The sequence below is a fragment of the Neoroseomonas eburnea genome (assembly GCF_018129005.1).
Classification (GTDB): domain Bacteria; phylum Pseudomonadota; class Alphaproteobacteria; order Acetobacterales; family Acetobacteraceae; genus Neoroseomonas; species Neoroseomonas eburnea.
On sequence record NZ_JAAEDL010000040.1, the window covers coordinates 14,846 to 34,615 of the forward strand.

Annotated in this window: 21 protein-coding genes and 1 pseudogene; 9 read left to right on the forward strand and 13 right to left on the reverse strand. The window is 71.5% G+C overall.

Annotated elements, in window-relative coordinates; translation table 11 throughout:
- Positions 1-60: 60 nt before the first annotated feature.
- Complete coding sequence (locus tag GXW74_RS24985) at positions 61-606, reverse strand: glutathione peroxidase (protein ID WP_211849315.1); 546 nt, start codon at positions 604-606, stop codon at positions 61-63.
- Positions 599-1,270, reverse strand: a complete 672-nt coding sequence (locus tag GXW74_RS24990) for a sulfite oxidase-like oxidoreductase (protein ID WP_211849316.1) — start codon at positions 1,268-1,270, stop codon at positions 599-601. Before GXW74_RS24990 ends, GXW74_RS24985 begins: the two co-directional genes overlap by 8 nt.
- A 247-nt stretch (positions 1,271-1,517) precedes the next feature.
- On the opposite strand from GXW74_RS24990, the gene GXW74_RS24995 reads away from it, so the two are divergent.
- Positions 1,518-2,042, forward strand: coding sequence for a hypothetical protein (locus GXW74_RS24995; protein ID WP_211849317.1), 525 nt, complete (start codon positions 1,518-1,520; stop codon positions 2,040-2,042).
- A gap of 16 nt (positions 2,043-2,058) precedes the next feature.
- Here GXW74_RS24995 and smpB read toward each other — a convergent pair whose 3' ends face one another.
- Together smpB and dapA are read right to left on the reverse strand one after the other, a co-directional pair.
- A complete protein-coding gene (gene smpB, locus GXW74_RS25000; protein ID WP_211849318.1) occupies positions 2,059-2,550 on the reverse strand; it encodes an SsrA-binding protein SmpB in 492 nt (163 codons plus the stop codon).
- Between the two features lie 549 nt (positions 2,551-3,099).
- A complete protein-coding gene (dapA, locus tag GXW74_RS25005; protein ID WP_211849319.1) occupies positions 3,100-3,978 on the reverse strand; it encodes a 4-hydroxy-tetrahydrodipicolinate synthase in 879 nt (292 codons plus the stop codon).
- 224 nt (positions 3,979-4,202) lie between these two features.
- Between dapA and GXW74_RS25010 the strand changes: the two genes are divergently transcribed.
- From GXW74_RS25010 to GXW74_RS25030, 5 genes are all read left to right on the forward strand, one after another.
- Positions 4,203-6,164, forward strand: a complete 1,962-nt coding sequence (locus GXW74_RS25010) for a lytic transglycosylase domain-containing protein (RefSeq protein ID WP_211849320.1) — start codon at positions 4,203-4,205, stop codon at positions 6,162-6,164.
- Positions 6,161-7,012, forward strand: a complete 852-nt coding sequence (locus GXW74_RS28710; protein WP_211849321.1) for an alpha/beta fold hydrolase — start codon at positions 6,161-6,163, stop codon at positions 7,010-7,012. The genes GXW74_RS25010 and GXW74_RS28710 overlap by 4 nt, the downstream gene beginning before the upstream one ends.
- Positions 7,009-7,455: a phosphatidylglycerophosphatase A family protein gene (locus tag GXW74_RS25020; protein WP_211849322.1), complete on the forward strand. Its 447-nt coding sequence runs from the start codon at positions 7,009-7,011 to the stop codon at positions 7,453-7,455. Before GXW74_RS28710 ends, GXW74_RS25020 begins: the two co-directional genes overlap by 4 nt.
- A gap of 2 nt (positions 7,456-7,457) precedes the next feature.
- Positions 7,458-7,940: a CinA family protein gene (locus tag GXW74_RS25025; RefSeq protein WP_211849335.1), complete on the forward strand. Its 483-nt coding sequence runs from the start codon at positions 7,458-7,460 to the stop codon at positions 7,938-7,940.
- A 148-nt stretch (positions 7,941-8,088) separates the two neighbouring features.
- Positions 8,089-8,631 carry a YcbK family protein gene (locus GXW74_RS25030; protein WP_211849323.1) on the forward strand — a complete coding sequence of 181 codons (543 nt, stop codon included), beginning with the start codon at positions 8,089-8,091 and terminating at the stop codon, positions 8,629-8,631.
- Positions 8,632-8,752: 121 nt separating this feature from the next.
- Here the strand turns inward: GXW74_RS25030 and GXW74_RS25035 are convergent, their stop codons facing one another.
- Positions 8,753-10,324, reverse strand: coding sequence for an esterase/lipase family protein (locus GXW74_RS25035; RefSeq protein WP_211849324.1), 1,572 nt, complete (start codon positions 10,322-10,324; stop codon positions 8,753-8,755).
- 212 nt (positions 10,325-10,536) lie between these two features.
- Here GXW74_RS25035 and GXW74_RS25040 point away from each other — a divergent pair, with 212 nt between their 5' ends.
- A complete protein-coding gene (locus GXW74_RS25040; protein WP_211849325.1) occupies positions 10,537-11,646 on the forward strand; it encodes a DUF2252 family protein in 1,110 nt (369 codons plus the stop codon).
- Positions 11,647-11,688: 42 nt separating this feature from the next.
- On the opposite strand, the gene GXW74_RS25045 is transcribed toward GXW74_RS25040, so the two are convergent.
- Entirely contained in the window at positions 11,689-12,756 is a 1,068-nt protein-coding gene (locus tag GXW74_RS25045) for a threonine aldolase family protein (protein ID WP_211849326.1), read from the reverse strand.
- 76 nt (positions 12,757-12,832) lie between these two features.
- Here GXW74_RS25045 and GXW74_RS25050 point away from each other — a divergent pair, with 76 nt between their 5' ends.
- Positions 12,833-13,378, forward strand: coding sequence for an amino acid synthesis family protein (locus tag GXW74_RS25050; protein ID WP_211849327.1), 546 nt, complete (start codon positions 12,833-12,835; stop codon positions 13,376-13,378).
- A gap of 61 nt (positions 13,379-13,439) precedes the next feature.
- Complete coding sequence (locus tag GXW74_RS28235; RefSeq protein WP_246524095.1) at positions 13,440-14,000, forward strand: DUF4337 domain-containing protein; 561 nt, start codon at positions 13,440-13,442, stop codon at positions 13,998-14,000.
- Between the two features lie 350 nt (positions 14,001-14,350).
- On the opposite strand, the pseudogene GXW74_RS28795 reads toward GXW74_RS28235, so the two are convergent.
- From GXW74_RS28795 to GXW74_RS25085, 7 genes and pseudogenes are all read right to left on the reverse strand, one after another.
- Positions 14,351-14,548 (reverse strand): annotated as a pseudogene (locus tag GXW74_RS28795) (helix-turn-helix domain-containing protein); the annotation flags it as partial.
- A 36-nt stretch (positions 14,549-14,584) separates the two neighbouring features.
- Complete coding sequence (locus GXW74_RS25060; protein ID WP_211849329.1) at positions 14,585-15,229, reverse strand: glutathione S-transferase family protein; 645 nt, start codon at positions 15,227-15,229, stop codon at positions 14,585-14,587.
- Between the two features lie 72 nt (positions 15,230-15,301).
- Complete coding sequence (locus GXW74_RS25065; RefSeq protein ID WP_211849330.1) at positions 15,302-15,781, reverse strand: type II toxin-antitoxin system RatA family toxin; 480 nt, start codon at positions 15,779-15,781, stop codon at positions 15,302-15,304.
- Position 15,782: 1 nt separating this feature from the next.
- Positions 15,783-16,778 carry a lipoyl synthase gene (gene lipA / locus GXW74_RS25070; RefSeq protein WP_211849331.1) on the reverse strand — a complete coding sequence of 332 codons (996 nt, stop codon included), beginning with the start codon at positions 16,776-16,778 and terminating at the stop codon, positions 15,783-15,785.
- Positions 16,779-16,837: 59 nt separating this feature from the next.
- Positions 16,838-18,232, reverse strand: coding sequence for a dihydrolipoyl dehydrogenase (gene lpdA, locus GXW74_RS25075; protein WP_211849332.1), 1,395 nt, complete (start codon positions 18,230-18,232; stop codon positions 16,838-16,840).
- Positions 18,232-18,729 carry a GNAT family N-acetyltransferase gene (locus GXW74_RS25080; protein WP_211849333.1) on the reverse strand — a complete coding sequence of 166 codons (498 nt, stop codon included), beginning with the start codon at positions 18,727-18,729 and terminating at the stop codon, positions 18,232-18,234. The genes lpdA and GXW74_RS25080 overlap by 1 nt, the downstream gene beginning before the upstream one ends.
- 50 nt (positions 18,730-18,779) lie before the next feature.
- The coding region (locus GXW74_RS25085) for a 2-oxo acid dehydrogenase subunit E2 (protein WP_211849334.1) at positions 18,780-19,770 on the reverse strand (991 nt) is incomplete at its 5' end.

Here is a 19,770-nt window from a genome sequence, read left to right on the forward strand (position 1 = left end):
CGACGCCGTCGCGAAGGCTTCCGCCGCGCCATCCGTCACGCGGCGGCGCGTTCCGCGGCGTCAGGCGCCGGGCGACGCCAATGCCGTCTCGACCGCGCGGGTCAGTTCGATGCTGTCCGGCGTGACGCGTGTCGCGAAGCCCCTCACCGTCCGCCCGTCCCGCGCCACCAGGTACTTGTGGAAGTTCCACTGCGGCTCGCCCCCGGCCCTTGCCGCCGCCCAGGCGAAGAACGGATGCGCCTGCGGCCCGCGCACATGGGACAGCGCCGCCATCGGAAACGCGATTCCGAACTGCGCGTCGCAGAATTCGCGGATCTGCCGGTTGTCCGCGCTTTCCTGGTTGAAGTCGTTGGACGGCACGCCGAGCACCGTCAGCCCGCGCGCCTGATAGCGGTCGTGCAGCCGCTGCAGCGCCGCGTATTGCGGGGTGAAGCCGCAGAAGGAGGCGGTGTTGACCACCAGCAGCACGCGCCCGCGCCAGCCGGCGAGGTCGTGTTCCCCGCCTTCCAGCGCCGGGAAGCGGAAGGACCAGGCGTCGGCTTCGGCGGGGCCGGCGGCCATCAGCAGCGGCGCGGCGAGAACGGCACGACGGGCGGCATCAGCCATAGCGCTCCTCCAGCCAGGGATCGCCGTGATTGTGGTAGCCGCGCACCTCCCAGAAGCCGGGCCGGTCGGCGGCGAGCAGTTCCACCCGCGTGATCCATTTCGGGCTCTTCCAGAAATAGAGCTTCGGCAGCACGAGGCGCACCGGCCCGCCATGCTGGCGCGTCAGCGGCTGGCCTTCCCACGAATGGGCGAACATCACGTCGGCGGCGGCGAACTCCTCGAGCGTCAGGTTCGTCGTGTAGCCGTCGTAGCAGGTCATGGAGACGAAGCGCGCCTCCGGCGTCGGCTGGGCGACCGCCAGCAGGTCGCGCACCTTCACGCCCCCGAAGCGGTTGTCGTAGCGGCTCCACTGGGTGACGCAGTGGATGTCGACGACCATCTCGCTCTGCGGCAGGGCCATGAAGCCGTCCCAGTCGAGGGCGAGGCGGTTCGCCACCAGCCCTTCGACGCGCAGCCGGAACTTTTCCTTCGGGACATCGGGCTGCACGCCGAGATCGAGCACCGGCCAGTCCTTCGCCAGGGTCTGGCCGGGCGGCAGTCGGTCACGCTCGGGGTCGGCGGTGGTGCCGGTGAGGAGCCGGCCCTCCTCCGCCCAGCGTTCCTTGGTGCGGATCAGCTTGTCCTTGACCGCGCCGGAAATCGTGATGCCTTCGTCCTCGGTCATGGAACCTCCTGCCGCGTCCAGCCGGACCGTGGGTCCGGATCCGCTACCGCTACCGCTACCGCTACCGCTACCGCTACCGCTACCGCTACCGCCGCCGGCATGACGTGGCACAATGTCGCAGGGATGCAAGATGCCTCGGACCGCGGCACGGTGCGGCAGGGGCCGATCAGCGCTAGAAGCGGCAGGCGCCACAGCAAGGCCGTCACAGCCTTGCCGCCGCATTGAAAGGCCAAGCCTGCCCACCGCCATGCCGTCGCGCCGCCTGCTTCCCTCCGGTCCCGAAGCCGCCGGGCCGCTGGCCGAGTTCGCGCATCGCCTCCGCCGGACCGCAAGTGCTACGCGGCTGCTCGCATCCTGGTGTGCCGAACGCGACATCGGCGATGGTCCGATCCGGGTCGAGCGCCATGCCGTCCCCGCATCGGCGCCCGGCGCGGAGGTGATCACCGCCCTGCTCGGCGCCGGCGGCCCGGATGGCGTCCGGCACCGCAGGGTCACGCTGCGGCGCGGCGGCGCAGCCCTGTCCGATTGCGACATCTGGTGGCTGCCGTCCCGGCTCGACCCGACCATGCAGGCGGAACTGGACGGCACCGACCGCCCCTTCGGCCTGGTGGTCGAAGGCCTGCACCCGATCCGGCGCATGCTCTCCGAAGCGATCCTGCCGCCCGGCGGCCCGCACATCCTGGAGCATCGCGCGCTGCTGCTGGCCGGCACCGGGGCGCCGCGACCCATCGCGATGGTGCGGGAACTCTACCGCCGCGCGCTGATCGAATGACCCGAAGACGGGTGGACTATTCCTGCCCCTTGTTGCGCATCATCCGCGACTTGTCGCGCTGCCAGTCGCGCTCGGCGATGGCGGCGCGCTTGTCGTGCTGCTTCTTTCCCTCGGCGACCCCGAGCAGGATCTTCGCCCGCCCCCGGTCGTTGAAGTGGATGTCGAGCGGCACCAGTGTCGCGCCTTCGCGGGTGATGGCGCCGGTCAGCGTCGCGACCTGCTTGCGGTGCAGCAGCAGCTTACGCGGGCGGCGCGGCTCGAACTTCGCCATGAAACTGCCGGCCTGCCATTCGGGGATGTAGCAGTTGAACAGCCACATCTCGCCGTCCCGCTCGCCGGCCCAGGCTTCCGACAGGGTGGCGCGGCCGGCGCGCAGCGACTTCACCTCGGGGCCGATCAGCGCGATGCCGGCCTCGATCGTCTCGCCGATCTTGTAGTCGTAGCGGGCCTTGCGGTTCTGCGCGGCAACGCCGTGCGAGATCAGCCCCTTCTTTCGCTGCTCAGCCATGTGACACGGGATCCGATCAAGGGGCGGTCCTCTACGCGTTTCGCGCCGGCGGGTCCAGCGCGGGGCGTTCCCGGCGCAGGCATCGCGACGCTCGCCGGCCGATGCCAGCCGATGTCCGTCGCGCCAAGGCCCGCGACATGCCCACACCCTTCCGCTGGCGCAGCCCGGTGCGCGAGAAGCACGTCCCGGTCGACCGCCTTGCCGCGCCTGCCATCCCACCGACGAGCGCCGCCATGCCGGTGCATGATGCCGCGGCGCGGATCGCCGAGGAGACAGGCAAGGCCTCCGGGGCTTCGCCACCGCCGCCGCGCGACGCGGGCGACCCGTTCAGCCTCCGCGCGCAGCCGGTGACCGCGGGATCTGGCATCGGTGAGCGCCCACCGGTCGCAGCGGCAGCCCGGCCGCCCGGTGCGGGCATCGACGAGGCCCGGCGGCTCGCCACCGGCGATCCGGCCCGCGCGCGCCGGTTGCTGCGTCGCGCATGGCCGGCAGCCGGATGGGCGGGAATGCGCGGCGGGTCCGCGTTTCGCGAAGCGCCGCCGCGCGGGCTCAGTTCAACAGGCCCACGGAGACCATCGCCTCCCTCACGCGCGTCCTCGTCGCCTCGGCGACCGGGGCGAGCGGCAGGCGGCAATGATCGGTGCTCTTGGCGAGCAGGCTCGCCGCGTATTTCACCGGGCCGGGGGAGGTCTCGCTGAACAGCGCGTCGTGCAGCGGCACAAGGCGGTCCTGGATCGCCGTCGCTTCCTGCAGGCGGCCCTCCCGCCAGGCGCGCTGCATGTCGGCGCACAGGCGAGGCGCCACGTTCGCGGTCACGCTGATGCATCCGGTCCCGCCGGCGGCGTTGAAGGACAGCGCCGTGTGGTCCTCGCCCGAGAGCTGGATGAAATCGGCCCCGCAGGCGCGCTTCGTGTGCAGCGGCCGGGTCAGGTTCGCGGTCGCGTCCTTCACGCCGACGATGTTCTTGTGCTTCGCCAGCCGCGCCATGGTCTCGACCGACATGTCCACCACGCTGCGCGGCGGGATGTTGTAGATGAACATCGGCAGGTCCACGGCATCGGCGATGGCCGTGAAGTGCAGGAACATCCCTTCCTGGGTCGGCTTGTTGTAGTAGGGCGTGACGACCAGGATCGCGTCCGCGCCCGCCTTCTTCGCATGCCGCGCGAAGTCGATCGCCTCGGCGGTCGAGTTGCTGCCCGCGCCGGCCATCACCGGCACGCGGCCGCGCGCGGCCTCGACGCAGAGCTCGACCACGCGCTTGTGCTCGTCATGCGACAGGGTCGGGCTTTCGCCCGTGGTGCCGACCGGGATGAGGCCTTCGGTGCCTTCCGCGATCTGCCATTCCACCAGGTCCTGGAAGGCTTTCTCGTCCACGGATCCGTCCGCGCGCATCGGCGTGATCAGCGCGACCATCGAACCCCTGAACATGACGCATTCCTCCGCATCGGCGACAATCGGGCAACCCGGTGTCCTGCCCGCGAAGCCCGCCGCATCGGCAGCGAACGAAGCGGAAAAGCAGGCCACTGAAAGCAAGGGCTAGTGGACTGAGAAGGAAGTCCGGCGGACTTCGGAATCGGGACACTAGGCGCGACGCCCTGCGGGGACAAGGCTGCGCGACAAGCCCGCACCGGATCGGCTATGGAAGGGCTGCCATGCGCCGCCTGCTCCTCCTCGCCGCCCTCCTCGCCCCGCTCCCCGCCGCCGCGCAGCCCTGGGCCCCGGATGGCGCCCGCGCCGCCGGCCGCCAGGCATTGTCGGCGGCCGCCTCCCAGCGCTGGGGGGAAGCCGAATCCTTCGCCGCCGCCGCCGACCCGCTCGCCGCCAAGATCGTGCTGTGGATGCGGCTGTCGAACCGGATCGCCCCCGCCTCGGCCGCCGAGCTGGTGAGTTTCCTCGCCGAGAATCCCGACTGGCCCCTGCCCGACACCATGACGCGGCGGGCCGAGGCCGCCCTTGCGGCCGAGCCGGACGACTCACTTGCGCTGCGCCATTTCTCCCGCAACCCGGCGCGGACGCTCGGCGGGGCGCTGCGCCACGCCGAGGCGCTCGACCGTGCCGGCCGCGCCCAGGACGCCCGGGCCGTCGTCCGCCACGGCTGGGTCGAGACCCCCGGCGACGCCTTCGCCGAGGAAGCGATGCTGCTCCGCTTCGGCAGCCTGCTGACCGAGGAGGAGCACTGGCGCCGCTTCGACCGCCTCGCCTTCGCCCGCGACATCGGCGGCGCCGGCCGCGCCGCGCAGCGCCTGACCGGCGCCCGCCGTGCCTCCGCGGACACCCGCCTCGCGCTGGCGCGGGACGATGACAGCGCGCTGGCCGCCCGCCCCGCCGATATCGGCTGGGCCTACGAGGCCGCCCGGCTGCTCCGCCGACGCGAGCGCGACCAGGAGGCCGCCGCCGCCTGGGCTGCTGCCGAACCCCTGCAGCGGGACCTCAGCGCCGACGCCGCCCGCGCCGTCTGGGCCGAGCGCCAGGTGCTCTCCCGCAAGCTGCTGCGCCTCGGCATGGAGCGCGAGGCCTACCGCACCGCCGCCGCGCACGGCCAGGCAATGGCCGGGGAGCCGCGCCAGGAAGGCGAATTCCTCGCCGGCTTCATCGCGCTGCGCCGGCTGAACGACCCGCCGACGGCCGAGCGCCATTTCGCCGCCCTCGGCCAGGACAGCCGCTCGGTCATCACCCGCGCCCGCAGCGCGTACTGGCAGGGCCGCGCGCTCGCCGCCCGCGGCGACGCCGGCGGCGCGCGCGGCCGCTATGCCGCCGCGGCGGAGCTGCCGGTCGCCTTCTACGGGCAGCTCGGCGCCCTCGCGCTGGGGGAGAACGAGGCGCAGCTCTCCGCCCGCGTCGCGCGCTCGGCCGTGCCGGCGGTGACGCCGCCGCGGGCCGTCGACTTCACCGGGCGGGAACTCGCCCGCGCCGTGCTGACGCTCGCGGATCTCGGCGACACGCGCCGGGCGCGCATCTTCCTGCTGCGGCTGGAGGAACTGGCGAATGACGGCACCGACCGCCTGCTGACGGCACGGCTCGCGAACCATATCGGCCGGCCCGACCATGCGGTGTGGATCGCCCGCCGCGCCGGAGCGGATGGCGACATCCTGCTGCCGGAAGGCTGGCCCGCCCCCTATCGCCCGCCGGTGACGAACCCCGAGCCCGCCTTCATCAACGCCATCACCCGGCAGGAGAGCAATTTCGACACCGAGGCGGTCTCCGGCGCCAATGCGCGCGGGCTGATGCAGCTCCTGCCCTCGACCGCGACCTTGGTGGCGCGGCGGCTCGGCGTGCCGTTCCAGCCGGTGCAGCTCACCACCAGCCCCGAGGTGAACATGCGCCTCGGCGCCGGCTATCTCGAACAGATGCTCGATCGCTACGACGGCGCCCTGCCGCTCGCCGCCGCCGCCTACAATGCCGGGCCGGGGCGCGTGGACCAGTGGCTCGGCACCTATGGCGACCCGCGCGGCCCGGGTGTCGACATGATCGACTGGATGGAGCAGATCCCCTTCTCGGAGACGCGCAACTACGTCCAGCGGGTGATCGAGAACGTCGTCGTCTACCGCGCCCAGGATCCCGGCGCGGCGGCGCGGGAACACCCGTTGGCGCGCTACCTCCGGACCACGCCGTGAACCCACGCCGGCTGGCGTTCTCCGCCCATGACGGGCTGCGTCTCTCCGCGCTGGAATGGCCCGGCCCCGCCGGGCGCGCGCCGCTGCTGGTGCTGCCCGGCATCTGCCGCACGGCGCTGGATGCCGAGACGGTGGCGGCGCGCCATGCGGGGCGGCGGCGTATCGTGGCGCTCGACTATGCCGGGCATGGCGAGAGCGGACGCGCGGCGCGGCCCCAGCGCTACAGGCCCGAGCAGCTGATCCGCGACGTGCTGGACGCCATGGCGGCGCTGCACCTGCACGGGGCGGTGGTGGTCGGCACCTCCTTCGGCGGGCTGGCGACGATGGCGGTCGCGGCGATGCGCCCGGCGAGCCTCACGGCCCTGGTCCTGAACGACATCGGTCCACAGATCGAAAGCCTCGGCCGCGACAAGGTGGTGGATTTCATCGGCCGCGACCACGCCTTCGGCTCCTTCGACGAAGCCCTCGCCTGGTTCCGCGAGCATCACCCGCCGATGCCGCTGCTCGACGACGCCGGCTGGCGCGGCTTCGCCCTGCGGACCTTCCGGCAGGAAGAGGACGGCCACTGGCACCCCCGCTGGGATGTCCGTATCGGCCAGCAGGCCGTGGGCGCCGCGGCCGGCGCGCCACCCGACCTCTGGCCCTTCTTCGGCGGGCTCAGGCGCCTGCCGCTGCTGTTGGTCTGGGGCGAGGCGAGCACGCTGCTCTCCGCCGCGACGGTGGCGGAGATGCGGCGCCGGCGGCCGGACATGGGCGTCGCCGCGCTGCCCGGCACCGGCCATGCCCCGACGCTGGAGGAAGCGCCCGCCGCCGCCGCACTCGACGCCTTCCTCGAGGCCGTGCCGTGAATTCCGCCCATGCCGTGGCGACGCTGCTCGGGGTGGGGCGGCTGAAGCCCGCACCCGGGACCTGGGGATCGCTGGTCGTGCTGCCGGCGGTCCTGCTCGGACCTGTGGCCTGCCTCCTGCTGGCCGCGGCCGTCGCGGTCGCGGGCTGGCTCGCGGTGCGTGCCGTGCAGGCGACCTCCGCGGAGGAAGATCCGGGCTGGATCGTGGTGGACGAGGCGGCGGGCATGCTGCTCGCCCTCGCCGCCCTGCCGGCCGCAGGCTGGGTCGGGGCGGGGCTCGCCTTCCTGGCCTTCCGCGCGCTCGACATCCTCAAGCCCTGGCCGGTCTCCTGGGCGGATGGGCTGCCCGGGGCGACCGGGGTGATGCTGGACGACATCCTGGCCGGCGCCATCGCGGCGGCGGCGCTTCTGCTGCTGGGCGCGCTGGCGCCGGGAGTGCTGTGACCATGCTGCCGCAGGCGACACTCGACCAGGCGCGCGACCTGCTCGCGGCGCTGGAGGCCGAGGGCAGGACCCTCGCCACCGCGGAATCCTGCACCGGCGGGCTGATCGCCGCGGCGCTGACCTCGATCGCCGGGTCCTCCGCTGTGGTGATGGCCGGCTTCGTCACCTATTCCAATGCGGCCAAGGTGCGGATGGTCGGCGTGACCGAGGCCTCCCTCGCCACCCATGGCGCGGTGAGCGAGGCGGTGGCGCGGGAAATGGCCGAGGGCGCGCTGGCGCGCGCCGAGGTGGACCTCGCCCTGTCCTGCACCGGCATCGCCGGGCCGGGGGGCGCGACTCCGGGCAAGCCGGTCGGGCTGGTCTTCATCGGCTGCGCGCGGCGCGGCGCGCAGACGGTCGTGGAACGCCACGTCTTCCCCGGCGATCGCGCGGCGGTGCGGGCCGCCACGGTGGCGGCGGCCCTGGCGATGGCGGCACGGGGCTGAATCCGCACGGCCCGCCACGGGGCCGGCCAGCCCCGAGCGCGGCGCGCGGGCCACACTCGCCGCACAGCTTTGGCGCGAATCGGGGAGCCCATTGCGCAAGCCGATTCCGGGCGGACAGTATAAAAATCGTGAACCGGTGCCGCTCGCGATGACAGCCTCCCTCGCCCGCCGGGCGCTGCTCACCGGCGCCGGTGCCCTTGCGGTGCCGGCGTCGAAGCCCGCCCGCGCCGACGCGCCCGAGCGGCAGCGCTGGCTCTGGGTGCAGAACAATGCCGGGGAGGAAGTGGCGGTCGCCTACCGCACCGGGCAGGACTACGACATCCGGGCGCTGGCGCGGCTGCAGCACCATTTCCGCGACCTGCGGGAGAATCTCGCCGGCCCGATCCCGCCGCTGCTGCTCGACATGCTGTCGCTGATCCAGGAGCGCTTCGGCTATACGCGCCCGCTGCGGGTGATCTCCGGCTACCGCACGCCGCAGACCAATGCCTCCCTGCCCTATGCGGCGCCGAACAGCCTGCACATGCGCGGCATGGCGGCGGACATCGTGATGCCGGGCATGTCGCAGGCCGATGTCTGCAGCCAGGCGATGATGTTCTCCCAGCATCTCGGCTTCATGGGCGTCGGCTGGTACGGGTCCTTCACCCATGTCGACATCGGGCCGAAGGCGTCCTGGGCACGGATGCTGAACTGACGCTTCACGCCGCCGGTCCTTGCCGGTGAAGTCATCGGCCGGGCCCGGCGCCATGGCGGGCGTGGTGGCCGCGCGAAGCCCCGGGACGCCGATGCCGCGTCGGCCGGGAGCCTGGCCGGCATCAGCGCCCGCGCGCGATCAGGACCAGGTCGGCGTCGATCCCCGGCCGTCGCTGCTGCAGGATCGGGATGCGGAAGGTCAGCGCGCCGTCGGCGGGGATTCCCTCGGCCTCCTTCGTCGCCGCATTGGGCGTACGGCTGTCGAAGCCGTAGCGCAGGCGCCAGGGCTCGCCCTCCTTCGCCGTCGGGATGGCCTCGAGGTTGATCTTCTCGCGGAAGATGGTGCCGCCGGGATAGTGGTTCTTCAGCCAGAGCACCCCTGCCACCTCATAGTCCGGCACCAGCACGCCGAGATCGACGCTGAAGCCGAGCGAGCGCCGGCGCTTGTCGACCCGCGCCGCCGAGTTCAGGAAGGTGGTGAAGAGCAGCGGCCGGTCGAGCAGCGGGCGGTCGTGTTCGCCGGCCTTCTCGGGGAAGAGCTCGCCGTATTTCCGGAACACGGTGGAGTTCTCCGCCATGACGCGCCGGCTGAGATCCCAGTGCGCGCCGCGCACGGCGGTGACGCATTCGAAGTGGTAGGAGGCGCGGACCTCCTTTCCCTCCTCCTTCAGCTTCTGCACGTCGGCCGGCAGCGTGATGGCGCGGACATGCAGTTCGCCATCCACCCGCACGTCGCCGAACAGGAAGCGCGTGAGGTTCTGGTATCCCTCCTCGGAATTGACGATGCCGTAGTGGCCGGAATGGCTGCGGTGGACGAAGGCGCGCGGGGCGATCCTCGTCGGGCGCTGCGGGTCGCCGGTGGGGCCGACGACATGCGCGTTGTCGATGCGCACCAGCCCGTCGCTGAACGGCCCGACGACGCGGGAGGACCAGCCGCTCGCCACCGTGTAGTCGCGCGCATTGGTGCCGACCAGGCAGAAGAAGCGGTCCGGATCGAACCTGCCCGCGAGCGTGTTCACCTTCTCCGTCCCCTCCGGCAGGCCGAGGTAGTCGCACATGCGCTCGCGGTTGAAGTTGTCGGCGCTGTTGCGGGTGAAGAAGCCGGGGACGTTGCCGATGATCTCGAACTCGATGCCGTCATGCGGCGTGGCATAGGTGAAGACGCGGTCCACCAGCGCCTTCACCTCCGGCCTGCTGACCTTGTCGTTCTGCAGGAAGCAGCGGATCACGAGCCCGCCCATCGAGTGACCGACCAGATGGACGCGGAAGCTCTGCTTCTCCTCCGCGGTCGGACAGATGCGCTCGCGCAGCTTCTCGATCAGCGCGCCGAGGCCCTCGCCGAAGGTCTCCATCCGGCGCTGCCGGCCATCCCCCAGGGCGCCCGAGACCTCGTCGTAGTAGCGATAGATGACGATGGAACGGGGATCGACCAGCTCCTCCGGCGGCAGGTCGGCGCCAAGCACGTCGAGGCCCGAGGAATAGACGTCCCGGTAGCCGAAATCCTTCATCAGCCGCACCAGCGGCGATTCGAAATAGTGGCGCACCACGCGCCCGGTCCATTGCTGGCGGATCTTCGTCGCGCCGAGGTTGAAGCCCATGTAGGGGTCGGCGACGGTGTCCTCGATCTCGTCGTCGTTCCCGGCATAACCGCGGACGTAGATGATCGGGTAGTGGGGTGCAGAGAGCATCGCCATGGTGACCTGGTTCCCCCGCTTCGGCGGTCCGGGCATGCCCATTGCGGAACCGGACCGGATCAGGATTGAACGCCGTTCCTCCGCGCGGTGCCAAGCGCCTTTCCCGGCGCCGCGCCGCCGCCTTTCTCGTGCCGTGTTCGCAATCACATCGACGCCCGAGGCGCGGCCGTGTAGGCTTGCGCCAAGTGCCGGCGCGACCAGGGGGCATCTCCATGGATGACATCGTGGCCTCGACCCGGCGCTACGAAGCCTGGCTCGGCGAACGGCTGGGGGCCGCACCGAGCGCCAGGGACCTCGCCGAGAAGCACGAGAAGATGGCGAAGGATCGCTTCGCATTCCTGCGCGCCACCTATTGGCGCTGGTGCGAACGGGCGCCGGACTTCGACGGCGAACCCCGGGTGCTCGCGGTCGGCGACATCCATGCGGAGAATTTCGGCACCTGGCGCGATGTCGAGGGGCGCCTCGTCTTCGGCGTCAACGACCATGACGAGGCGGCGCCGATGCCCTGGCCGCACGACCTGGTGCGGCTCGTCACCAGCGTGCTGCTCGGCGCGGCGAAGCTCTCCGTCGCGGTGACGGCGGACCAGGTCGCGGCCAAGGTGCTGGACGGCTACGGCGAGGGCATGGAGGCGCCGAGGCCCCTGATCCTCGACGGCACGGCGGGGCTGTGGGAGCGGCTGGTCCTGACGAGCGAGAAGGACCACACGGATTTCTGGGACGAGGCGCGGGAGGAGGCGGCGAAGGACGCCGCCATCCCGCCGCCACGCTACGGCGCGGCGCTGGAGGCCGCCTTCCCGCCGGGCGCGGAGATCATCGGCATCTATGCCCGCGACGCCGGGCTCGGCAGCCGCGGGCGGCCGCGCTACGCGGCGCTGGCGGAATACCGCGGCGGCCTGGCGCTGCGGGAGGTGAAGGCGCTGGTCCCTTCGGCCTGGACGCGCCGCCCCGGCGAAGGCCCCGAGGTCAACCGCAGCGCGGAGGCGGCGCTGGGGCGCCACCGCTCGCCCGATCCGTGGTTCGCGGTGACGGACGGGATCGCGCGGCGGCGCCTCTCGCCCAACAACCGCAAGATCGAGTTCCCGAAGAAGGTCAAGGAAGGCGCGATGGTGCCGCCGCTTGAACCGGTGGTGCTGAAGGCGATGGGGCAGGATCTCGCCGCCATCCATTCCGCCACGCCGGGCGCCCGGGCCGCCGTGCGCGCCGCGCTCGCGGCAGGCCGGCAGGACCCGGCCTGGCTGGCGGAGGCCGCCGCTCGGATGGCCGATGCGATCGCCGAGGACCAGGCCGCCTGGAAGGCCCACATGGACGGGATCGCAGGCTGAAGCGCCGCGGCGGGCGCGGCGGAGCCTCCGCCGCGCCGCCGGTCACGCCGCGGCCAGCGCGGTGCGGATCTCGGCCACCGCCTCCTCGATCATCGGCGCCGTCACGTCGAGATGCGTGCAGGCGCGCACCCGGCCGCCGAGGCCGGAGACCGCGATGCCGCGCATCTGCAGCTTCGCCTGCAGCTTCTCGACCGTCATGCCCGCATCCCTGATGTCGAAGAAGACCAGGTTGGTGTCCGGCTCCTCGACCACCACGCCCGGGATCTGGCGCAGGCCACGGGCGAGCGCCTTGGCGTTGGCATGGTCCTCCGCCAGCCGGTCGACATGGTGGTCGAGCGCATGGATGCAGGCCGCCGCGCAGATGCCGGCCTGGCGCATCGACCCGCCGAGCCGCTGCTTCCAGCGCCAGGCGCGGCCGATGAATTCCTCGCTGCCGCAGAGCACGGCGCCGAGCGGCGCGCCGAGGCCCTTGGTGAAGTCGAGCCAGACGCTGTCGTAGCTCGCGACCATGTCCTTCGCCGCGATGCCGGCGGCGACGCAGGCATTCATCAGCCGCGCGCCGTCCATGTGCGTCGACCAGCCCTGCTCATGCGCGACGGCCGCGACCTCGTTGAGCTGCGCGAGCGGCCAGACGGCGCCGCCGCCGATATTCGCCGTCTGCTCCACTTCCAGCAGGCGCTGCGGCGGGGCGTAGCGCGTCTTCGGCCGGATCGCGCCGCGCACGTCGTCGGCGGTGAACATGCCGCGCGGGCCCTTCATCGGCATGATCTGCACGCCGGTCAGCGCGGCATGCGTGCCGCCCTCGGAATGCAGGATGTGGCTGGTCTCGTGCGCGACCACCTCATCGCCCTTCGAGCAGTGGGTGAGGATGGCGATGACGTTGCACATGGTGCCGGAGGGCAGGTACATCGCCGCCTCCTTGCCGGTCAGCGCGACCATGCGGTCGCACAGCTCATGCACCGTCGGGTCGTCGCCGTGCTGCTCGTCGCCGACCTCGGCGCGCATCATCGCCTCCTTCATCGCCGGCGTCGGGCGCGTCTGGGTGTCGGAGTAGAGGTTGATGCGGACGGGCGGCGCGCCGGCAGGCGGGCGGTTCGGGGCATGGACCATGGTGCGGACCTGTGTTGTGACCGGTTGCCGGAAGCATGCCCCCGGGGCCACGATCCGGCCAGAGGGGGTGACCGCCATGGTCCAGATCCGCAAGCTTGCCCTGCTGCGCGAGCAGGCGTTTTCCGAGATGGGCGCCGACTGCGCGCGCCCGGTGGTGCGGGCGGTGGCGCTGATCGCCATCGCCAATCCCTTCGCGGGGCGCTTCGTGCGCGACCTCACCGACCTGATCGAGGCCGGCGCCGCGCTGGCGGAACGCGTCGCGCCCGACCTCGTGAAGATGCTCGACGGGCCGCCCGTCTCCTACGGCAAGGGGGCGATCGTCGGTACGGCGGGGGAGCTCGAGCACGGCCACGCGCTGCTGCATCCGAAGATGGGCAAGCCGCTGCGCGCGGCGATCGGCGGCGGCGCGGCGCTGATCCCCTCCGCGGTCAAGATCGGCCCGCCGGGCACGCCGCTCGACCTGCCGCTCGGACACAAGGACGATGCCTGGTCGCGCGGGCATTTCGACGCCATCACGGTGAGCCTCGGCGATGCACCGCGGGCGGAGGAGATCCTCGTGGCGATCGCCCTCGCCGATGGCGGGCGGCTGCTGCACCGGATCGGGGAAGGCACCCCGCGCTGACCCCTTCCGCGAATCGCCCGGCCCGTGCAGATGCGCCTTCCGCAACCGAGGAGGCTGAGGAATGGCTGGCGGCGCGCATGTGGATACCGGTTCCAACAAGGGCGTCGCCCTGCTGATCGCCATCCTGGCGCTGTTCCTGGCGCTCGCCGAGACCGGCGCCAAGAGCGCGCAGACCGAAGCGATCAGCCGCAACATCGAGGCGGCGAACCTCTGGGCCTTCTTCCAGGCGCGGACGATCCGGCAGACCACGGTCCGCACGGCGGCGGAGCAGGCGGAGATCGCCCTGCCCGGCCTGCCCGAGGAGGCGCGCGCCACGGCCGCCCAGCGCCAGGAGGCCTGGCGCGGCCAGGCGGCGCGCTGGGAAAGCGAGCCCGAAACCGGCGAGGGCCGCCGCGAGCTGATGGCCCGCGCCCGCGCCGCGGAGGACAAGCGCGACCGCTCGCTCGCCGCCTACCACCAGTACGAGATCGGCTCGGCGGCCTTCCAGGTCGGGATCGTGCTGGCCTCGGCGAGCGTGATCACCGGGGTCGCGCTGCTGGCCTTCGCGGGCGGGCTGCTCGGGGTGATCGGTGTCGGCTTCGCGGCGCTGGGGTTCTTCGCGCCGACGCTGGTGCATCTCTGATCGGGGGGCGCTGATGCGCTTGCGGCAGGTCCGCACGGGTGGAATCGGTTCCTGCGGGCTGCTGATGAAGCGCGCGGATTGAGGGGGCTTTGCCCCCTCAAACTCCCCCACCAGGGGACACGGTCCCCTGGACCCGCGATGACTTGAAGTATCGGTTTCCAAAGGCCTTTCGGCCTTTGGCGGGGAGAGTCCGAGAGGGGCGGCGCCCCTCTCGGAACGGCCACGGCGGCTCCTTCAGCAGCGCACGACAGGCCGAGAAGCAGGTCCCGGATGTTCGCCGGCGCTCCGCCCTTCCCCGGCCGCGGCGCCGGCAAGGGCACATGCCCCGAGAGCGCCGCACGGCGGACATCGCCCGGCGTGCAGCCATAGACGCGGCCGAAGGCGCGCGCGACCTGCGAGTGGTCGAAGAAACCGACGCTCTCGGCGATCTGCCGGATGGGCCGCGCATCCGTCGGGTCCGACAGGGCGGCCTGTGCCGCGCTCAGCCGGCGCTCGCGGATATGGTTGCCCGAGGTCACGCGGCGCCGCATTGCCATCCATTGACGCATTCCAGGTGGGTGCGGCCCAGGAACAAGCCGCGGTGTTCAGGCGGGAAAATGCCGCTGCCAGACCGGCGCGATACGCGGCCGCGTCGCGACCGCCCGGCCAAGGGCCGCGAGGCGCGGGCAATGCTCCGGCAGCCAGGCGGCGCCCTTCAGCCAGCGCGACAGCACGGCGATGTACGCGTCCGCCATGGTGAAGCGCGCACCGAGCAGGAAAGGGGCGGCAGGGTCGCCGGTCAGGCCGGCCTCGGCCTCCACCAGGCGCCAGAGATCGCGATACATCTCCTGGGCGCGGGTCCGGATGGCCTCGGCATGGGCGGGGTCGGCGCTGAAGCGCTCGGGGTAGTCGTAGCGGGTGACGTGCGGGTAGCCCTCGGCGCCGGCGAGCACCATCCAGCGCAACGCCGTGGCGCGCGCGGAATCACCGGGCGGCGGGAGAAGCGCGGCCTCCGGGTGGCGATCGGCCAGGGTCAGCAGGATGGCGAGGGTTTCCGTCACCACCGTGCCGTCGGGCAGGATCAGGGTCGGAATCCGCCCCATCGGGTTGATGCGCCGGTACTCGGCGGCGAGCTGCGCGTCGGTGGCGAGGGGAACGGGGCGGAGCTCGACCGCGGCGCCGATCTCGGCGAGCACCATCTCGATCGGGGCGGAACCGGAGCCGCGGTCACCGTGGAGGATGTAGGTCATGGCGGCAGCCTGCCCGGACGAAGCCGTCCGCTCCAATGCATTCCACTGATCGGCCGATCAGCGGCGCTGACGTCAGGCCGTGGCGGAAGGCGCCGGCGTGCCCGGCGTCACCGGCGCGGTGTTGCGGCCGTAGAGCGCCATGGCGCGCCGTTCGAAGGCGCGCACCATCAGGCGCACCGCCTCGTTGAACACCACGCCGATCGCCATCTGCAGGATGCGGCTGTGGAATTCGAAATCGACGAAGAAATCGACCTCGGTGCCCTGCGGCACGGCATTGAAGCGCCAGTGGTTGTTGAGGTAGCGGAAGGGGCCGGTCTCGTAGGCCACATGCACGTGGTGCGGCCGTTCGAGTGTCACGCGGGAGCGGAAGGTTTCGCGGAACATCTTGAAGCCGATGGTCAGGTCGGCGACGAGCTCGCCCTCAGTGCGGGAGAGTACGCGGGCGGCCACGCACCAGGGCAGGAATTCCGGGTAGCGCCGCACATCCGCCACCAGGTCGAACATCTGCTCGGGCGTGTAGCGCAGGAGCTTCTTTTCGGCGTGGGTCGGCATGTCAGGCGCTGGCGGGGCGCGCCTCGCGGGCGGCGCGCAGCCTGTCGTCCCGCGCGCTGCGCAGCGCCTCGAAGTCACGGTCCGCGTGGTAGGAGGAGCGGGTCAACGGCGTCGCCGAAACCAGCAGGAAGCCCTTGCCGCGCGCCGACTTCGCGTAGTCCTCGAATTCCTCCGGCGTCACGAAGCGGTCCACCGCGGCGTGCTTCACGGTGGGCTGAAGGTACTGGCCGATGGTGAGGAAATCGACATCGGCACTGCGCAGGTCGTCCATCACCTGCAGCACCTCGATCCGCTCCTCGCCAAGGCCGACCATCATGCCGGACTTGGTGAAGATCGACGGGTCGAGCTGCTTCACCCGGTCGAGCAGCCGCAGCGAATGATAGTAGCGCGCACCAGGGCGGATGGTCGGATAGAGCCCCGGCACGGTTTCGAGATTGTGGTTGAAGACATCCGGCCGGGCCTCGACGACGATTTCGAGGGCGCCGTCCTTGCGCAGGAAGTCGGGCGTCAGGATCTCGATGGTCGTCGCGGGCGCGGCGGCGCGGATGGCGCGGATGGTCTGGGCGAAATGTTCCGCACCGCCATCCTTGAGGTCGTCGCGGTCGACGGAGGTGATCACGACATGGCGCAGGCCGAGGCCGGCCACCGCCTCCCCCACCCGCCGCGGCTCATCGGTGTCGAGCGGCTTGGGGATGCCGGTCGCGACGTTGCAGAAGGAACAGGCGCGGGTGCAGGTCTCGCCCATGATCATCATGGTGGCGTGGCGCTGCGACCAGCATTCGCCGATGTTCGGGCAGGCGGCTTCCTCGCAGACCGTCACGAGCTTGTTGTCGCGCATCAGGTTGCGCGTCTCGTGATAGACGGGGTGCGTCGGCGCCTTGACCCGGATCCAGGCCGGCTTGCGCTGGATCGGGTTGTCCGGGCGATGGGCCTTCTCCGGGTGCCTGGCGGCACCCGTGAGGGCCTTGCGGTGGTCGATCTCGATACGGGTCGTCATGGGTCCGACCGCCGATATAAGGCCAAACCGGCCGTTCTGCGAGGCTTCCCCGCCGCGGGTCAGATGTGCAGCACCTTGCCGTAGGCGTCGAGCACGCTCTCGTGCATGGCCTCGGACAGGGTCGGGTGGGGGAAGACGGTCGCCATCAGCTCGGCCTCGGTCGTCTCCAGGGTGCGGGCGATGCCGTAGCCCTGGATCATCTCCGTCACCTCCGGCCCGACCATGTGGGCGCCGAGCATGGCGCCGGTCCTGGCGTCGAACACCGTCTTGATGAAGCCCTCCGGCTCACCGAGGGCGATCGCCTTGCCGTTGCCGATGAAGGGGAAGCGGCCGATGCGGACCTCGTGGCCGGCGGCCTTGGCCGCGGCCTCGGTCAGCCCCACCGAGGCGACCTGCGGGCGGCAATAGGTGCATCCCGGGATGTTGGTGACGTCCATCTCATGCGGATGCAGGCCGGCGATCGCCTCGACCACGATCACGCCCTCATGCATCGCCTTGTGGGCGAGCCAGGGCGGCCCGGCGAGGTCGCCGATGGCATAGACGCCCGGTTCGCCGGTGCGACCATAGCCGTCGATCACGACATGGGTGCGATCGACCTTCACCTTGGTGCCTTCCAGGCCGAGATCCTCGACATTGCCGACGATGCCGACGGCGGAGATCAGCCGGTCCGCCTTGATCTCGGTGACCTTGCCGCCGGCCTCGACGATCGCGGCGACGGAATCGCCCTCCTTCCGCACGCCCTGCACCTTGGCGCCGGTGATGACCTTCATCCCCTGCTTGGTGAAGGCCTTGTGGACGAAGGCGGAGACCTCCGCGTCCTCGACCGGCAGGATGCGGTCGAGCACCTCGATCAGCGTCACCTCGCTGCCCATGTTGAGGTAGAAGGAGGCGAATTCGCTGCCGATGGCGCCCGAACCGATGACGATCAGCCGCTTCGGCAGCGCATCCGGCACCAGCGCCTCGCGATAGGTCCAGATCAGCTTGCCGTCCGGCTCCATGCCCGGCAGCACGCGCGCGCGTGCGCCGGTGGCGAGGATGATGTGCTTCGCCGCGATCTCCGCGACCGGCTTGCCGTCCTTGCTGACCGCGACCTTGCCGGGCCCCGCGAGCTTCCCATGCCCGTCGAAGACCGTGATCCTGTGCTTCTTCATCAGCCCCTTCACGCCGGAGGAGAGCTGATTGGCGACGTTGCGCGACCGCTTGATCACCTTGGCGAAGTCGAAGCGCGGGTTGTCGACGGCGAAGCCGTAATGATCGAGGCTGTGCAGCAGGTGGTTGATCTCGGCGGCGCGCAGCAGCGCCTTGGTCGGGATGCAGCCCCAGTTGAGGCAGATGCCGCCGAGGTTCTCGCGCTCGATCACCGCGACCTTCATCTTGAGCTGCGCCGCGCGGATCGCCGCGACATAGCCGCCGGGGCCGCCGCCCACCACCACCAGGTCGAATTCCTCGGCCATCACGTCGCCTCCACTGCCAGGGACCTCAGCGCCTCGCCGGACAGGCGGCGCGTGATCCATTCCTTGAGGGCCTGCGCGCCCATCGCGTCATAGGTCGCGATGGCGGGCTGGTTCCAATCGAGCACATTCCAGGCGAGCCGCCCGCCGCCTTCGGCCAGCGTATCCGCCGCCAGCCGCGCGAACAGCGCGCGGGCGATGCCCCGGCGGCGATACTCCGGCTCGATCCACAGATCCTCCAGCCACCGCCCCGGCTTGGCCAGGAAGGTCGAGAAGGTCCAGTGATAGAGCGCCATGCCGGCCGGTGCGCCCGCGACCTCCGCGATCAGGCAGCCGGCGCGCTGCGGCGCACCGAAGATCGCGGCGTGGAAATCGGCCTCGGTGCCGACCGCTTCGTGCGCCAGATTCTCGAACTCGGCCAGCGCGCGGACGAAGCGCGCGATGGTCGGCACGTCGGCGGGCAGCGCCTGCCGGATGACGAGCAACCCGGCAGACGGCATCCGGTCTGCTCCTCCGCTGCCCGCCTCCGCCGCACGATGATCGGATGCCGTCACAGCAGCAGGCTCAGCGGATCCTCGATGGTGCGCTTGAGCGCCTGCATGAATTCCGCGGCCAGCGCGCCGTCGATGACGCGGTGATCGACCGACAGCGTGCAGGTCATGACCGTGGCGATCGCCAGCGCACCGTCCTTCACCACCGGCTTCTGCAGCCCGGCGGAGACCGCCAGGATGCCGGCCTGCGGCGGGTTGATGATCGCGCTGAAATCGCTGACCCCGTACATCCCCATGTTGGAGATGGAAAAGCCGCCGCCCTGGAATTCCTCCGGCTTCAGCTTGCCGGCCTTGGCGCGCGCGGCGAGGTCCTTCATCTCGTTGCTGATCGCCGCGAGGCCCTTCCTGTCGGCGCTGCGCACGATCGGCGTGATCAGCCCTTCGGGGATGCTCACCGCCACCGAGATGTCGACATCGTGGTACTGGAGGATCGCGTCCTCGGTCCAGGTCGCGTTGCAGGCCGGGAAGCGGCGCAGCACCGCGGCCGTCGCCTTGATGACGAGGTCGTTGACCGAGAGCTTGTAGGCCCCCGGCCCGTCCTTCGGCGAGCGCGCGTTGAGGTCGGCGCGCAGCTTCAGCAGCGCGTCGATCTCGATGTCCATCGTCACGTAGAAATGCGGAATGGTCGCCTTGGATTCCGACAGGCGGCGCGCGATCACCTTGCGCATGGTGCTGTTCGGCACGGCGGTATGCGCCGCCCTGACCACGACCGGCGCAGGCGCGGGCTTCGGCGCGGGGGCCGCGGCGGCGACCGGTGCCGGCGCGGCCACCGGGCCGCGCGCCAGCGCCGCTTCCACATCCGCCTTCACGATGCGGCCATTGGGGCCGGAGCCCTTCACGCCCGCCAGATCCAGCCCCGCCTGCTGCGCCATGCGCCGCGCGAGCGGGGAGACGAAGATGCGGTCACCACCGGACGGCGGCAGCGGCTGCGGGGTCAGCGCGACCGGCGCGGGGGCCGGCGCCGGGGCTGCGGCCGGGGCCGGGGCCGGT

Excerpts from the sequence above, each read along its gene's own strand:
- GXW74_RS24985 (WP_211849315.1), bottom strand. The coding sequence starts at position 606 with ATGGCTGATGCCGCCCGTCGTGCCGTTCTCGCCGCGCCGCTGCTGATG.
- GXW74_RS24990 (WP_211849316.1), bottom strand. The coding sequence starts at position 1,270 with ATGACCGAGGACGAAGGCATCACGATTTCCGGCGCGGTCAAGGACAAG.
- GXW74_RS24995 (WP_211849317.1), top strand. The coding sequence starts at position 1,518 with ATGCCGTCGCGCCGCCTGCTTCCCTCCGGTCCCGAAGCCGCCGGGCCG.
- smpB (WP_211849318.1), bottom strand. The coding sequence starts at position 2,550 with ATGGCTGAGCAGCGAAAGAAGGGGCTGATCTCGCACGGCGTTGCCGCG.
- dapA (WP_211849319.1), bottom strand. The coding sequence starts at position 3,978 with ATGTTCAGGGGTTCGATGGTCGCGCTGATCACGCCGATGCGCGCGGAC.
- GXW74_RS25010 (WP_211849320.1), top strand. The coding sequence starts at position 4,203 with ATGCGCCGCCTGCTCCTCCTCGCCGCCCTCCTCGCCCCGCTCCCCGCC.
- GXW74_RS25025 (WP_211849335.1), top strand. The coding sequence starts at position 7,458 with ATGCTGCCGCAGGCGACACTCGACCAGGCGCGCGACCTGCTCGCGGCG.
- GXW74_RS25030 (WP_211849323.1), top strand. The coding sequence starts at position 8,089 with ATGACAGCCTCCCTCGCCCGCCGGGCGCTGCTCACCGGCGCCGGTGCC.
- GXW74_RS25035 (WP_211849324.1), bottom strand. The coding sequence starts at position 10,324 with ATGGCGATGCTCTCTGCACCCCACTACCCGATCATCTACGTCCGCGGT.
- GXW74_RS25040 (WP_211849325.1), top strand. The coding sequence starts at position 10,537 with ATGGATGACATCGTGGCCTCGACCCGGCGCTACGAAGCCTGGCTCGGC.
- GXW74_RS25045 (WP_211849326.1), bottom strand. The coding sequence starts at position 12,756 with ATGGTCCATGCCCCGAACCGCCCGCCTGCCGGCGCGCCGCCCGTCCGC.
- GXW74_RS25050 (WP_211849327.1), top strand. The coding sequence starts at position 12,833 with ATGGTCCAGATCCGCAAGCTTGCCCTGCTGCGCGAGCAGGCGTTTTCC.
- GXW74_RS28235 (WP_246524095.1), top strand. The coding sequence starts at position 13,440 with ATGGCTGGCGGCGCGCATGTGGATACCGGTTCCAACAAGGGCGTCGCC.
- GXW74_RS25060 (WP_211849329.1), bottom strand. The coding sequence starts at position 15,229 with ATGACCTACATCCTCCACGGTGACCGCGGCTCCGGTTCCGCCCCGATC.
- GXW74_RS25065 (WP_211849330.1), bottom strand. The coding sequence starts at position 15,781 with ATGCCGACCCACGCCGAAAAGAAGCTCCTGCGCTACACGCCCGAGCAG.
- lipA (WP_211849331.1), bottom strand. The coding sequence starts at position 16,778 with ATGACGACCCGTATCGAGATCGACCACCGCAAGGCCCTCACGGGTGCC.
- lpdA (WP_211849332.1), bottom strand. The coding sequence starts at position 18,232 with ATGGCCGAGGAATTCGACCTGGTGGTGGTGGGCGGCGGCCCCGGCGGC.
- GXW74_RS25080 (WP_211849333.1), bottom strand. The coding sequence starts at position 18,729 with ATGCCGTCTGCCGGGTTGCTCGTCATCCGGCAGGCGCTGCCCGCCGAC.